Genomic DNA, 12,042 nt, shown 5'->3' with positions numbered 1-12,042 from the left:
GCAGCATGCAGCATTCCGACAATACCCACAGTTTTCGCCAACTGGTCCAGACCGAGCGCCCGTTGGTGCTGCCCGGTGCCCACGATGCCCTCTCCGCGCTGCTGATCAGGCAGGCCGGCTTCAAGGCCTACTTCATCGGCGGGTTTCCGCTGGTAGGCGCGCGCTACGGGCTGCCCGACATCGGCCTGGCCGCGCTGGGCGAGATCGCGGCCGGCATCCGGGACATCATGGCCGCTTCCGACCTGCCGGTGCTGGTGGACGTCGACAACGGCTATGGCGACATCAAGAATGTCATCCATTCGGTGCACACCTACGAGAAGCTCGGGGCCCAGGCGCTGTTCTTCGAGGACCAGGTCTCGCCCAAGCGTTGCGGACACATCGCCGGCAAGACGCTGCTGTCCACCGAGGACATGGAGACGCGCATCCGCGCCGCGGCCGAGAACCGGCTGAACCCGGACACCTTCATCATCGCCCGGACCGATGCGCGCGAAGTCTATGACCTGGACGAGGCGCTGCGGCGCGGCGAACGCTATGCGAAGGCCGGGGCCGACGGCATCTTCATCGAGGCGCCCGAGTCGGTCGAGGAGCTGGAGACCATAGGCAGGTCGCTGGACGCCACGCTGATGGCGAACATGCTCGAAGGCGGGCGCACGCCCATCCTGCGGCCCGACGAACTCGAACAACTCGGTTTTCGCATCGTGATCTACGGCATCAATCTCCTGATGCATGCCACGAAGACCATGCGGGAGTGCCTGGAGGACATCCGTTCGGGCGAACTCAGGTTGACCGGCCGCGGCGTGAGCTTCGAGGAATACAAGCGGATCGTCGGCTTCTATGACTGGGCCGCGCTGGAAGACCGCTACGCCAGATAAATCAGTGGAGTAACGCCATGTTGTATGTCTTTCATCTGCTGGACAGCCGGCAGCCGGGGACCCCCGATCTGAGGGCGCGGGTCCGGCCGGACCACAAGCAGTACCTGGAGCGCGTCCGGGACCGGATCGCGTTCGCCGGTCCGTTGCTGGGCGGGGGAGGCGACGAGGATTTCGTCGGCAGCCTGCTCGTCATCGATTTCGACAGCGAAGCGGACGCGCGCGCCTGGCTGGAGGGCGAGCCGTTCACCCGCGCCGGCGTGTATGGCGAGCGGCGGGTGCATGCGTTCCAGAGCCTGTGGCCCCAGCGGGCGGGGTTCGTGGCGGGGTGAGCGCCAGGCCGGGCCTCAGCGCGGCTGGAAGATGATGATGCCCATGCCGGCCAGCGCCACCAACGCGCCCGCCACGTCCCACGACGTGGGGCGTATGCCGTCCACGGCCCACAGCCATACGATGGCCGCGCCGATGTAGACGCCCCCGTAGGCGGCATAGACCCGGCCGGCCGCGGTGGGGTGCAGGGTCAGTAGCCAGGCGAACAGCGCCAGGCTGGCGGCCGCGGGGACCAGCAGCCAGGCGGAGCGCCCTTCCCGCAGCCACAGGTAGGGCAGGTAGCAGCCGACGATTTCCGCGATGGCGGTCGCGGCGTAGAGAAGAAAGGTGCGCATGCCGGCATTGTGGCATGCCCCCCGTCGTTCACACGGCGGCCGGGTCGGGTTTGTCGGCGGCGATGCCGTAGCGTTGCATGGCCTGTGTCACGGTGGCCGGCGAAATGGCGCCTTCATCGGCCAGGGCCTTGAGCGTCGCGACCACGATGAAATGCCGGTCCACCTCGAAGAAGCTCCGCAGCGACTCGCGGGTATCGGAACGCCCGAAGCCGTCCGTGCCCAGCGCGACGAAGCGCCGGCTGCCGACGAAGGGGCGGATCTGGTCGGCGACGATCTTCATGTAGTCGGTCGCGGCCACGATGGGGCCGTGGCGCCCGGCCAGGCGCTGTTGCACGTAGGACGCGCGGGGCGCGGCCTCGGGGTGCAGCAGGTTCCAGCGTTCGGCGGCCAGGCCGTCGCGCCGCAGTTCGGTCAGGCTGGTGGCGCTCCAGACGTCGGCGGCGACGGAAAAATCGCGCTCGAGCAGCTCGGCGGCCGCGATCACCTCGCGCAGGATGGCACCGCTGCCCAGCAGTTGCGCGCGAGGCCGCGAGGCTGGGGCCGAGGATTCGCGGAACAGGTACAGGCCCTTCAGGATCCCCTCCCGGTCCGCTTCGCGCAGGGCGGGGTGGGGGTAGTTCTCGTTCAGCAGCGTGATGTAGTAGTAGATGTCTTCCTGTTCGACAAACATCCGGCGCAGGCCGTCCTGGATGATGACCGCCAGTTCATACGAGAAGGTGGGGTCGTACGAGACGCAGCTGGGAATGACCGAGGACAGCACGTGGCTGTGCCCGTCGTCGTGCTGCAGGCCCTCGCCCATCAGCGTCGTGCGGCCGGAGGTGGCGCCCAGCAGGAAGCCCCGCGTGCGCGCATCGGCAGCCGCCCAGGCAAGATCGCCCACGCGTTGCAGGCCGAACATGGAATAGAAGATGTAGAAGGGGATGGTGGCGAGGCCGTGGGTGCTGTAGGACGTTCCGGCGGCGATCCAGGACGAGATGGCGCCCGACTCGTTGATGCCTTCCTGGAGGATCTGGCCGTCGCGCGCTTCCTTGTAGTAGCTGAGCTGTCCGGCGTCCTGCGGGGTATAGAGCTGGCCCAGGTGCGAATGGATGCCGATCTGCCGGAACAGGCCTTCCATGCCGAAGGTGCGCGATTCGTCGGGCACGATGGGGATGACCAGGGGGCCCAGCACCGGATCCTTCAGCAAGGTGCCCAGGATGCGCACGAAAGCCATGGTGGTGGAGGCGCCGCGTTCGCCCGTGTCCTTCAGGTGCGTGGCGAACGCATCGAGCGCGGGTATCGGCAGCGGGGCCATGGCGCCGCTGCGCGAAGGAACGTGGCCGCCCAGGCTGGCCCGCCGATCGGCCAGGTAGCGGGCCTCCAGGCTGCCCGGCTCGGGTCTCAGGTAGGGCAGGTCGGCCAGTTGCTCATCGGTCAATGGCAGCGCGAAGCGGTCGCGAAAGGCCCGGACCGAGTCGTCCGCCATTTTCTTCAACTGATGGTTGATATTCTGGCCTTCGCCCGATTCCCCCATGCCGAAACCCTTCACCGTCTTGGCCAGGACCACGGTGGGCTGGCCCGCGTGCGCGGTGGCGGCCGCATAGGCGGCATGGACCTTTTCGTGGTCGTGGCCGCCGCGCGCCAACTGCCAGATATCGTCGTCGGTCAGGTGCGCGACCATCTCCAGCAGTTCCGGATACTTGCCGAAGAAGTGCTGGCGCACGTAGGCGCCGTCCTGCGACTTGAAGGTCTGGTAGTCGCCATCCACGCATTCCATCATCCGCCGGTGCAGCAGGCCGGCATGGTCGCGGGCCAGCAGGGCATCCCAGCCGCCGCCCCAGACGACCTTGATCACGTTCCAGCCCGCGGCCCGGAACGTGCCTTCCAGTTCCTGGATGACCTTGCCGTTGCCGCGCACGGGGCCGTCCAGCCGTTGGAGGTTGCAGTTGACGACGAAGATCAGGTTGTCCAGTTTCTCGCGCCCGGCCAGCGCGATGGCGGCCAGGGATTCCGGCTGGTCCATCTCGCCGTCGCCCAGGAAGGCCCATACCTTGCGTCCCTGCTGGGGCTTGAGGCCGCGATAGTCCAGGTAGCGCATATAGCGCGCCTGGTAGGCGGCGGTCAGCGGGCCCAGGCCCATGGATACGGTGGGGAACTGCCAGAAGTCCGGCATGAGCCGGGGATGGGGATAGGACGACAGGCCGGGACGCCCGGCCTCCCGCCGGAAGTCGTCCAGCCGGGCTTCGTCGATGCGGCCTTCGATGTAGGCGCGGCCGTAGATGCCGGGCGCGGAGTGCCCCTGGATGTAGACCAGGTCGCCGGCGAAGGTGTCGGTCCGGCCGCGGAAGAAGTGGTCGAAGCCGACGTCGTACAGCACCGCGGCCGACGCGTAGGTCGCGATATGGCCGCCGACGTTGGAGTGCCGTCCGGCGCGCAGCACCATGGCCATTGCGTTCCAGCGCACGTAGGCGCTCAGCCGGCGCTCGATGGCCAGGTCGCCGGGGTAGGGGGGCTGGCGCGTGGGGGCAATGGTGTTGACGTAGGGCGTGGTGACCCGGCCGTGCAGGCTGCCGTGCTGCGCCACGTCCTCGTCCAGCAGCTGGTCTATCAGGAAGTGCGCGCGATCGCGGCCTTCCACCGCCACGACGGCTTCCATGGCGTCCAGCCACTCTCGGGTTTCCTGGGGATCGATGTCGATGGATGGTGTCGGTCGGGACATGCGGCGGCTCCACTAAGGCTGCGGGCCTGGGGGTCGCCCGCGGCCACGCATATGATTGCAATTACAATGATAGCAAGTGCAATTCTAATCCCGGGCCATATAATTGCAACTGCAATATCAACCCACGGAGCATTCATGGCCGCAGAGCAAGCCGATCTTTGGTTCTCGTTCGTCCGCGCGCATCGCTGGATGATCCGGGAGATCGAGCGCCGCCTTGCCGCCGCGGACCTGCCTCCCTATGCCTGGTACGACGCCTTGTGGGGGCTGGAAAGCGGTCCTGGCGGCACCCGCCGCATGCACGAGCTGGCCGATGTCCTGGCCATCGAACGCTACAACCTGACGCGGCTGGTGGACCGCCTGGAGCGCGAGGGACTGGTCACGCGGGCGCGTTCGGCCGAGGACGGCCGGGCGGCCTTCGCCTCGATCACCAAGGAAGGGCGGGCGCTACGCCGCAAGATGTGGAAGGTGTACGAGACCGCCGTGGAGGAGCTCTTCCTGGCCCGGTTCAGCGGCGCTGAACGGGACTTGTTCGCCAAGGCGCTGGACCATGCCGCGGCGGACGCCAAGCGGTCGATGGAGGCGGGTGGCGCCGGCTAGCGGCCCGCGTCCTGCAAAACCTTGATCGCCGCCAGGGCCAGCGCCCGGGATGACAGCGGATCGTCCCTCGGCCCGATGGCCGTGGAGTCGCTGCCCAGGGCCATGAACGGCCCGCGTACATGGGCGCCGATCTGTTCGGCGATGCGGCGGGGATAGGCGGTGGCCGCGATGACGGGACCGCATCCGCGCGCCAGGCAGCGAACGAGATGGGAAGTTTCCATCGGCTCGTCCGGGTGCAACAGTTCATGCCACGAGGCCAGCCGCGCTTCGCGCGCCAGCCGGGTGTAGCTCGGGCAACTCCAGACTTCCGCGCCTATGCGCCAGCCCCGCCACAGCAGACGCGCCGCGCGCAACGCGGCATGCAGCACCGTGCCCGCCGCCAGCAGCCGGACGTGGGCGACGGCGGACCCGGCCGGTGCGGCGCGGGCCAGGTACATGCCGCGCACCGCATCGGAGGCCCTGGCGGGATCCAGCGGCGACCGGGGCCGGGTTGGCCGGTCGTGCGCCGACAGATAGTAGAAGCGGCGGGAGCCGCGGCCATACATGTCCTGAAGCGCGCCCGCCAGGATGGCCCGCGCCTCGTCCGCGCAGGCCAGGTCGTAGGGCACATAGTCCAGGTTGTCGGCCAGCCACAGCGGCAGTTCCGCGTGGCGCTCCAGGGTGCTGCCTTCCCGCCAGGCGGCGGCTTCGTTGCACAGCACGCCGCGTTGGCGCAGCTGCGCCGCCAGCCCCCGCATCCCGGCCACCGATGGAATGCGGCACAGGCAGACCAGGGGCCGCTCGTAGCGGGCCGCGTCGCGGCGGAACCATAAGGGCCACGCGCTGGCCATCGGCGCCGCGCCGTGAACGGCGCGGCCGCGAACCACCCACGCGCGGTTCGCCGCGGCATCGGTTTCCAGTACCCGCGCGCTGGCTTCGATGGTCTGCCAGGGGGTGAGGGGGACCGGTTCCGTCGATTGTCCGCCGCGACTCAACGCCGCCAGGCAACTGGCCGCCGCCCGGCGGGTGGCGGCGTCGTCGTTCGAAACGAAGGAAAAGGACATCGATCGTCTCCTCTTGCGCAACGCTTCGTGGTGCGTCATAGTTGCCAATACAATAATTGTAATTGCAATTCATAGACGATGACAAGGAGCTTAGCCATGACCCGGACAGACGCCATCACGCTCTATACCGCCGATACCCCCAACGGATTGAAGATCGGCATCTTTCTTCAGGAAGCGGACATCCCGTACGCGCAGGTCGCGCTGGACCTGGGGCGGGGCGACCAGCACCGGCCGGACTACCTGACCATCAATCCCAACGGCAAGATTCCCGCCATCGTGGATGCGGATGCCGGACTGGCGATATTCGAATCGGGCGCCATCCTGGAGTACCTGGCGGACAAATACGGACGGTTCTCGGCCTCGACGCCGGCGGGGCGCACGCAGGTGCGGCAGTGGCTGTATTTCCAGGTGGGCGGCATCGGCCCCATGCTGGGGCAGTTGTGGTGGTTCCTGCACGGCGCGGGCGGCACCAACGTCGAGGCCATCGCGCGCTACCGGAAGGAGTCCCATCGCCTGTTCGGCGTGGCCGAACGCCGGCTGCGGGCGTCCCGCTTCCTGGCGCTGGACGACTACACGATCGCCGATATGGCGGCCTTTCCCTGGCTGCGCACGCATGAGGAACTGGATCTCGACATCGCGGACTATCCGGCGGTTCGCCGCTGGCTGGCGGCCATCGCGGCCCGGCCCGCGGTGCAGCGGGCCATCGCGGCTAATCGCGTTCCGGGCGCCTCGCGGCACGACGCCCCGGCAGCCATGCGGGAGTAGGGGCATGGCCTGGACCTACCTGTTGGCGGCGGCCTGTCTGGAAGTGGTCATGGGCCTGGGGCTCAAGCTCAACGCCGGCTGGACCCGCCCCGTGCCCAGCGCGGTGGCGGTCGCGGCGGGGCTGGGCAGTATCTTCCTGCTGGCGCACGCCTTGCGCGCGCTGCCCCTGGGCATCGCCTACGCGGTCTGGACCGGCGTGGGTACCGTCGGGCTCACGGTGCTGGGCATGGTGTGGTTCGGCGAAGGCGCGCCGCCCGCCCGCTTGTTCTTCCTGGCGCTTGCGGTGGCGGGCATCGCCGGCCTGCGCTTCACCGAGTCGGCCGGCTGACCGGATCGTCGCCCCGCGCGCCGGCGAACTCCCGCTCGATCCAGGCCAGGAAGGCGCGGGCCGGCGGGTGGCGCTCGCGGCCCGGGGCGCACAGCACGACGTAGCGGTCGCCCGGTACGCGTATCCCGGGCTTGAACGGCCGCAGCAGCCCGGTGCCGACGGCATCCGACACCATGACCGAGCTTGCCAGCACCAGGCCCTGGCCCGCGATCGCCGCCTGCAAGGCGTAGTACTCCTCCTCGTAGTGCCGCATGGGCGGCCGCCCGTCCAGCCAGGGCAGGCCCGCCGCCGCGCACCACTGCCGCCAGCCGTGCTCGTACAGGGTGGAGTCGCGCCATTGCACCGAGATCAGCGCCGGCCTGGCCTTGGCGGCCGCGCGTACGGCGGCCGGCGTGCCATAGACGCCGAAGGACTCGGCCAGCATCGTCGGTGCCAGCAGGCCAGGCGGCTCGCTTCCGCCGTAGCGGATGGCCACGTCCACGCTCGCGTCCAGCAACAGGTCGACCACGCGTTCGGTGGCATCCAGCCGCACTTCGCAACCGGGATGCTCCTGGTAGAAGCGGCCCAGCCGGGGCACGAGCCACAAGGCCGCGAAGGAGTGCGTGGTGGTGACGGTGACCACGCCCGTGCCCGGCCGCGGCCGCAGGGCGTCCATGGCCTGGCCGATGTCCAGCAGCGCGCCGTGCACGGTTTCCAGCAGCCGTGTCCCCGCGGCGGTGAGCGTCACGCCGCGCGCCGCGCGCTGGAACAGGGCTACTCCCAGATGCTGTTCCAGCGTCCGGACCTGATGGGACACCGCGGTGGGCGTGACGTGCAGCTCCTGCGCGGCCAGCTTGAAACTGCGCAGCCGCGCGGCGGCTTCGAAGGTGCGCAGGGCGTTCAGGGGCAATCGGGCGAACACGGGGTTGATGGCCTGGAGATGAATTCAATTCATCTTATTGGAAAGAAGCTCACTCGCCAAGAACGGGGCCTGCCTCCTACATTCATTCCATCCCCGGCGTGTCCGGGCAACTCCTTTCCACAGGAATGCATGACATGGACTCATCTTCGTCGATACTCATCCTGGTCGGCAGCCCCCGCCGTGACGGCAACAGCGCGCTGCTGGCGCGCGCGGTCGAGGCCGGAGCGCGGGAGGCGGGCCTTGCCCCACGCCTGCGCTTCCTGGACGACTACATCGGCGGATTCCTGGGCGACCGTACGCCTTCGTCCGAACCGCCCGCCGACCGCTACGGCGAACTCTTCCTGGAAGAATTCCTGCCCGCCGCCGGCGTGGTGTTCTGCACGCCCATCTACTGGTATGGAATGTCGGCGCAGACCAAGGCCTTTTTCGATCGCTCGTTCGCCTACTATTCGAGCACCTATCCGCATCACGCGGACGTCATGAAGCGCATGCAGGGAAAAAGGCTGGCGCTGACCCTGGCCTCGGAAGAAAGCTACCCCGGAGCGGGGCTGGGCATCGTGCATCAGGTGCAGGAATTCGCCCGGTACAGCCACTCGGCCTTCGTCGGCCATGTGCACGGCGCGGGCAACCGCCGCGGCGAAGTCGCGCGCGATCCTCGCGACCCGGTCGCGGCGGCCAGGAGGCTGGGGGCCGAGCTGTTGCGGCGGCCCTATACGGACTATCGCATCGATACGCCGCGCAGCCACGACGTGTGGGATGCGGCGGCGTAGGAAGGGGCGGAGCGTTGCCGCTCCGCCGTACCGTCAGGCGGCGTTGGCCAGCGCGGGCTGCTGGCGCGGCGCCGGGGCAGCGGCGCCGATCTCGATGCGCCGGGGCTTGGCGGCCTCGGGCACTTCACGGACCAGGTCGATGTTCAACAGGCCGTTCTCGAGATGCGCGCCGCGCACTTCGATATGGTCGGCCAGCCGGAACGACAGCTTGAACGCGCGCTGCGCGATGCCCTGGTGCAGATAGGTGACGGGACCTTCGCTTTTCTCGCGCCGGCCGCCGGTCACGGTCAGCACGCCGCTCTCGACCTGCAGGTCCAGGTCCTCGTCGCGCAGCCCGGCCGCCGCGATCACGATGCGGTAGTCGTCGTCGCCGCGCTTCTCGACGTTGTAGGGCGGATAGGTGCTGCCGGTGTCGTTGCGCAAGGCCGACTCGAAAAGGTCATTGAAGCGGTCGAAGCCGACCGATTGGCGGAACAAGGGCGCCAGAGAAAAAGCAGCGTTCATGGCTAGAATCTCCTGATGATCAGCAAGTTTCACGGGGACCCGGTTGCGGCATCCCTTGAATCCAATTTCTGGACGATCGCCTGCTTTTCAAGCCCTTTTTTTCGCCGGTGGCTAGGCCGGGGGAAACATCGCGTCCTTCAACTGCTGCAATGCGCTGGCGTCCTCGATGGTGGTGAGGTCGCCGGGATCGCGTCCCTCGGCGACGGCCTGGATGGCCCGTCGCAGCAACTTGCCCGAGCGGGTCTTGGGCAGCGCATTCACGAAGAACACCCGCGCCGGACGGGCCACGGCGCCCAGGCGGCGCTCGACCGTCTGCATGACCTCGCCTTCCAATCGCAGGCGGCCTTCGGGCGTCGCGGCGCGGTCGGCGCTGCGGGCGATGGCGAAGGCCATCGCGACCTGGCCCTTCAGCGCGTCCTGCACGCCCACCACGGCGACCTCGGCGATGTCCGGATGGCTGGAGACGCTTTCCTCGATCTCGCGTGTGCCCAGCCGGTGTCCCGCGACATTGATGACGTCGTCGGTGCGACCCAGGATGGTGACGTAGCCGTCCTCGTCCTGGATGCCCCAGTCGAAGCTGGAATACAGCAGCTTGCCGGGAAAGCCCGACCAGTAGGTGGAAACGTAGCGCTCGTCGTCGCCCCAGACCGTGGTCATGCAGCCCGGCGGCAACGGCGCCTCCAGCGCCACCACGCCCTTGCGGCCGGGCGGGCAAGGTTCGCCTGTCTGCTCGTCCACGATCTCCAGCCGATAGCCGTACACCGGCAGGCCGGGCGAGCCGAACTTGGTGGGCAGGTCTTCCACCCCGCGCGGCAGCGCCAGCATGGGCCAGCCGGTTTCGGTCTGCCAGTAGTTGTCGACCACGGGTTTGCCGATGGCCTCGTGGATCCAGCGCGCGGTGGGTTCGTCCAGCGGCTCGCCGGCCAGGAACAAGGTGCGCAGCGTGGAAAGATCGTGGCGGCGCAGCGTTTCCGGATCCTGCTTCTTCAGCACCCGTATCGCGGTGGGGGCGCTGAACATGTGGGTGACGCCGTACTGTTCCACCAGCTTCCACCAGATGGCGCCGTCGGGGCGCACCGGCGTGCCCTCGTACATCAGCGTGGTCATGCCCGCGATCAACGGTCCGTAGACGATGTAGCTGTGGCCCACCACCCAGCCGACGTCCGAGGTCGTGAACATCACATCTCCCGCTTTCGCGCAGAAGATGTGCCGCATCGACGCGGCCAGCGCCACGGCATAGCCGCCCGTGTCGCGCTGCACGCCCTTGGGCCTGCCGGTGGTGCCTGAGGTGTAGAGGATGTAGGAAGGCTCGTTCGACTCCAGCCAGACGCAGGGAATGCGGGCATGGGCATGGCGTTCGCGCAGCGCCGCGTAGTCGTGGTCCCGCCCTGCCTGCATGGGCATGGGCGCCAGGCCCCGGTCCACCAGCAGCACGCTGGCCGGCGCATGCGAAGCCAGTTGCAGCGCTTCGTCCAGCAGCGGCTTGTAGGCAATCACCTTGCCCGCGCGCGAGCCGGCGTCGGCCGACACCACCAGGGCCGGCCGGGCATCGTCGATGCGCGTGGCCAGGCTGGCCGAGGCGAAGCCGCCGAACACCACCGAGTGGATGGCGCCGATCCGCACGCAGGCCAGCATCGCGAACGCCGCCTCCGGAATCATGGGCATGTAGATCAGCACCCGGTCGCCGCGCCGTACGCCCAGCGCCTGCATCACCGCGGCCATCCGGTTCACTTCGTCATGCAATTGCGCGTAGGTGTAGGCGGACTCGGTGCCGGTCTCGGTCGAGACGTGGACCAGCGCGGGCTGGTCGCCCCGTTCGGCCAGATGCCGGTCGACCGCGTTATGGCAGAGATTGGTCAGTCCGCCAACGAACCAGCGCGAGAAGGGGGGATGTGACAGGTCCAGGGGCTGGGTGGGCGGCGCGTGCCAGTCGACGAGCCGGGCCTGCTCGCTCCAGAACGGTCCCGGTTCGTCCACAGATCGGGCATGGAAGGCCTGGTAGCTTGCCACGGCTGTCTCCTCCTGATTGTCGGATGATGGTGAACCGGCGCCGGGCGGGGGGGTATCCCGGGTTTACCCCGGGTTTGAATATGGCTTGATTCCTTATTATGGTAAAGTAAGAAAATAAGATTTCTTGGTTTGTGGAGTTTCCCTATGCTTGCCAAGCTGACATCGAAAAACCAGATCACCTTGCCCAAGGCCGCAGTCTCTAGTGTGGACGAGACGGATTATTTCGACGTAACGGTCGAGAATGGGCGCATCGTATTGACTCCGGTCAGGGTCCATCAGGCTCAGGCCGTCCGTGACAAGCTGGAGCAGTTGGGTATCACCGAGCAGGATGTGGAAGAGGCCCTTGCGTGGGCACGGCGATGACGCGTCGCGTCGTGCTCGACACCAACATCGTGCTGTCGGCGCTGATGTTTACCTCGGGCCGGTTGGCCTGGATACGCCGGGCCTGGCAGGATGGCAGGCTTGCGCCTTTAGTCTGCCGGGCTACCGCCAATGAATTGCTGCGTGTCCTGGCTTATCCCAAATTCCGGTTGTCAGCGAGTGACCAGAACGACTTGCTCGCGGATTTTCTTCCGCATGCAGAGGTCGTCACGTTGCCTGCCGTTTGGCCTCTCCTGCCCGAATGCCGTGATAAGAAGGACCAGGTCTTCGTCGTGCTCGCCCATGTTGCCGAGGCCGAGGCCCTGGTGACTGGCGATGCGGACCTGCTGGCCTTGCGGCCGCAGGCTCCGTTTCCAATATGGACGGCCGATCATCTCGCCGACATCGCCGGTGCCTGATGGCGTTGTAGTTTCCCCAGGCGGCTTGCCAGCAATCCGGATTTGTGGTTGACTATCACATCTATCCGCATTTTTCCCAAGCACGATCGCAACCATGGCCACCTCCGCCATCC

At 67.7% G+C, this 12,042-nt stretch carries 13 protein-coding genes and 1 pseudogene; 8 read left to right on the top strand and 6 right to left on the bottom strand.

Annotated features, from left to right (window positions below):
* The first annotated feature begins 5 nt into the window (after positions 1-5).
* Positions 6-872, top strand: coding sequence for an isocitrate lyase/PEP mutase family protein (locus AC1Q6E_RS01840; protein ID WP_296557966.1), 867 nt, complete (start codon positions 6-8; stop codon positions 870-872).
* A 17-nt stretch (positions 873-889) separates the two neighbouring features.
* Positions 890-1,201 (top strand): YciI family protein, encoded by a 312-nt coding sequence (locus AC1Q6E_RS01835; RefSeq protein ID WP_296557969.1) that lies wholly within the window; start codon positions 890-892, stop codon positions 1,199-1,201.
* A 15-nt stretch (positions 1,202-1,216) separates the two neighbouring features.
* Here the strand turns inward: AC1Q6E_RS01835 and AC1Q6E_RS01830 are convergent, their stop codons facing one another.
* Together AC1Q6E_RS01830 and aceE are read right to left on the bottom strand one after the other, a co-directional pair.
* Positions 1,217-1,534, bottom strand: coding sequence for a YnfA family protein (locus tag AC1Q6E_RS01830; RefSeq protein WP_152798139.1), 318 nt, complete (start codon positions 1,532-1,534; stop codon positions 1,217-1,219).
* Positions 1,535-1,562: 28 nt separating this feature from the next.
* The gene (gene aceE, locus AC1Q6E_RS01825) at positions 1,563-4,232 is read right to left on the bottom strand and encodes a pyruvate dehydrogenase (acetyl-transferring), homodimeric type (RefSeq protein WP_492572094.1); all 2,670 of its coding nucleotides are present in this window, start codon (positions 4,230-4,232) and stop codon (positions 1,563-1,565) included.
* Between the two features lie 135 nt (positions 4,233-4,367).
* On the opposite strand from aceE, the gene AC1Q6E_RS01820 reads away from it, so the two are divergent.
* Entirely contained in the window at positions 4,368-4,829 is a 462-nt protein-coding gene (locus AC1Q6E_RS01820) for a MarR family winged helix-turn-helix transcriptional regulator (protein WP_152798141.1), read from the top strand.
* On the opposite strand, the gene AC1Q6E_RS01815 is transcribed toward AC1Q6E_RS01820, so the two are convergent.
* Complete coding sequence (locus AC1Q6E_RS01815) at positions 4,826-5,872, bottom strand: transketolase-like TK C-terminal-containing protein (RefSeq protein WP_492572093.1); 1,047 nt, start codon at positions 5,870-5,872, stop codon at positions 4,826-4,828. The genes AC1Q6E_RS01820 and AC1Q6E_RS01815 overlap by 4 nt on opposite strands.
* A gap of 96 nt (positions 5,873-5,968) precedes the next feature.
* Between AC1Q6E_RS01815 and AC1Q6E_RS01810 the strand changes: the two genes are divergently transcribed.
* Positions 5,969-6,637, top strand: a complete 669-nt coding sequence (locus AC1Q6E_RS01810) for a glutathione S-transferase family protein (RefSeq protein WP_492572092.1) — start codon at positions 5,969-5,971, stop codon at positions 6,635-6,637.
* Positions 6,638-6,641: 4 nt separating this feature from the next.
* A complete protein-coding gene (locus tag AC1Q6E_RS01805; RefSeq protein WP_152798144.1) occupies positions 6,642-6,965 on the top strand; it encodes a DMT family transporter in 324 nt (107 codons plus the stop codon).
* Here AC1Q6E_RS01805 and AC1Q6E_RS01800 read toward each other — a convergent pair.
* The gene (locus AC1Q6E_RS01800) at positions 6,946-7,866 is read right to left on the bottom strand and encodes a LysR substrate-binding domain-containing protein (protein WP_296557979.1); all 921 of its coding nucleotides are present in this window, start codon (positions 7,864-7,866) and stop codon (positions 6,946-6,948) included. The two genes, AC1Q6E_RS01805 and AC1Q6E_RS01800, sit on opposite strands and share 20 nt — an antisense overlap.
* Positions 7,867-8,000: 134 nt before the next feature.
* Between AC1Q6E_RS01800 and AC1Q6E_RS01795 the strand changes: the two genes are divergently transcribed.
* On the top strand, positions 8,001-8,636 hold the full coding sequence (locus AC1Q6E_RS01795; RefSeq protein WP_152798145.1) for a flavodoxin family protein: 636 nt from the start codon (positions 8,001-8,003) through the stop codon (positions 8,634-8,636).
* Between the two features lie 33 nt (positions 8,637-8,669).
* Here AC1Q6E_RS01795 and AC1Q6E_RS01790 read toward each other — a convergent pair whose 3' ends face one another.
* Together AC1Q6E_RS01790 and prpE are read right to left on the bottom strand one after the other, a co-directional pair.
* Positions 8,670-9,140: an Hsp20 family protein gene (locus AC1Q6E_RS01790; RefSeq protein WP_152798146.1), complete on the bottom strand. Its 471-nt coding sequence runs from the start codon at positions 9,138-9,140 to the stop codon at positions 8,670-8,672.
* A gap of 111 nt (positions 9,141-9,251) precedes the next feature.
* Positions 9,252-11,156 (bottom strand): annotated as a pseudogene (prpE, locus tag AC1Q6E_RS01785) (propionate--CoA ligase); the annotation flags it as partial.
* Between the two features lie 138 nt (positions 11,157-11,294).
* On the opposite strand from prpE, the gene AC1Q6E_RS01780 reads away from it, so the two are divergent.
* Together AC1Q6E_RS01780 and AC1Q6E_RS01775 are read left to right on the top strand one after the other, a co-directional pair.
* Positions 11,295-11,513, top strand: a complete 219-nt coding sequence (locus AC1Q6E_RS01780) for an AbrB/MazE/SpoVT family DNA-binding domain-containing protein (protein WP_124687314.1) — start codon at positions 11,295-11,297, stop codon at positions 11,511-11,513.
* On the top strand, positions 11,510-11,929 hold the full coding sequence (locus AC1Q6E_RS01775) for a putative toxin-antitoxin system toxin component, PIN family (protein ID WP_492572091.1): 420 nt from the start codon (positions 11,510-11,512) through the stop codon (positions 11,927-11,929). Before AC1Q6E_RS01780 ends, AC1Q6E_RS01775 begins: the two co-directional genes overlap by 4 nt.
* Positions 11,930-12,042 lie beyond the last annotated feature (113 nt).

The sequence above is a fragment of the Pigmentiphaga sp. MLSB6-MA01 genome (assembly GCF_058793475.1).
The sequence above is the reverse complement of the archived record's forward strand: the minus strand, read 5'-3'. Positions and strand labels throughout refer to the sequence as shown.

Bases quoted from the DNA above. Each gene is read 5' to 3' on its own strand.
- AC1Q6E_RS01805 (WP_152798144.1), top strand. From the start codon at position 6,642: ATGGCCTGGACCTACCTGTTGGCGGCGGCCTGTCTGGAAGTGGTCATG.
- AC1Q6E_RS01830 (WP_152798139.1), bottom strand. From the start codon at position 1,534: ATGCGCACCTTTCTTCTCTACGCCGCGACCGCCATCGCGGAAATCGTC.
- AC1Q6E_RS01820 (WP_152798141.1), top strand. From the start codon at position 4,368: ATGGCCGCAGAGCAAGCCGATCTTTGGTTCTCGTTCGTCCGCGCGCAT.
- AC1Q6E_RS01815 (WP_492572093.1), bottom strand. From the start codon at position 5,872: ATGTCCTTTTCCTTCGTTTCGAACGACGACGCCGCCACCCGCCGGGCG.
- AC1Q6E_RS01775 (WP_492572091.1), top strand. From the start codon at position 11,510: ATGACGCGTCGCGTCGTGCTCGACACCAACATCGTGCTGTCGGCGCTG.
- AC1Q6E_RS01835 (WP_296557969.1), top strand. From the start codon at position 890: ATGTTGTATGTCTTTCATCTGCTGGACAGCCGGCAGCCGGGGACCCCC.
- AC1Q6E_RS01795 (WP_152798145.1), top strand. From the start codon at position 8,001: ATGGACTCATCTTCGTCGATACTCATCCTGGTCGGCAGCCCCCGCCGT.
- AC1Q6E_RS01840 (WP_296557966.1), top strand. From the start codon at position 6: ATGCAGCATTCCGACAATACCCACAGTTTTCGCCAACTGGTCCAGACC.
- AC1Q6E_RS01790 (WP_152798146.1), bottom strand. From the start codon at position 9,140: ATGAACGCTGCTTTTTCTCTGGCGCCCTTGTTCCGCCAATCGGTCGGC.
- AC1Q6E_RS01810 (WP_492572092.1), top strand. From the start codon at position 5,969: ATGACCCGGACAGACGCCATCACGCTCTATACCGCCGATACCCCCAAC.
- AC1Q6E_RS01780 (WP_124687314.1), top strand. From the start codon at position 11,295: ATGCTTGCCAAGCTGACATCGAAAAACCAGATCACCTTGCCCAAGGCC.
- aceE (WP_492572094.1), bottom strand. From the start codon at position 4,232: ATGTCCCGACCGACACCATCCATCGACATCGATCCCCAGGAAACCCGA.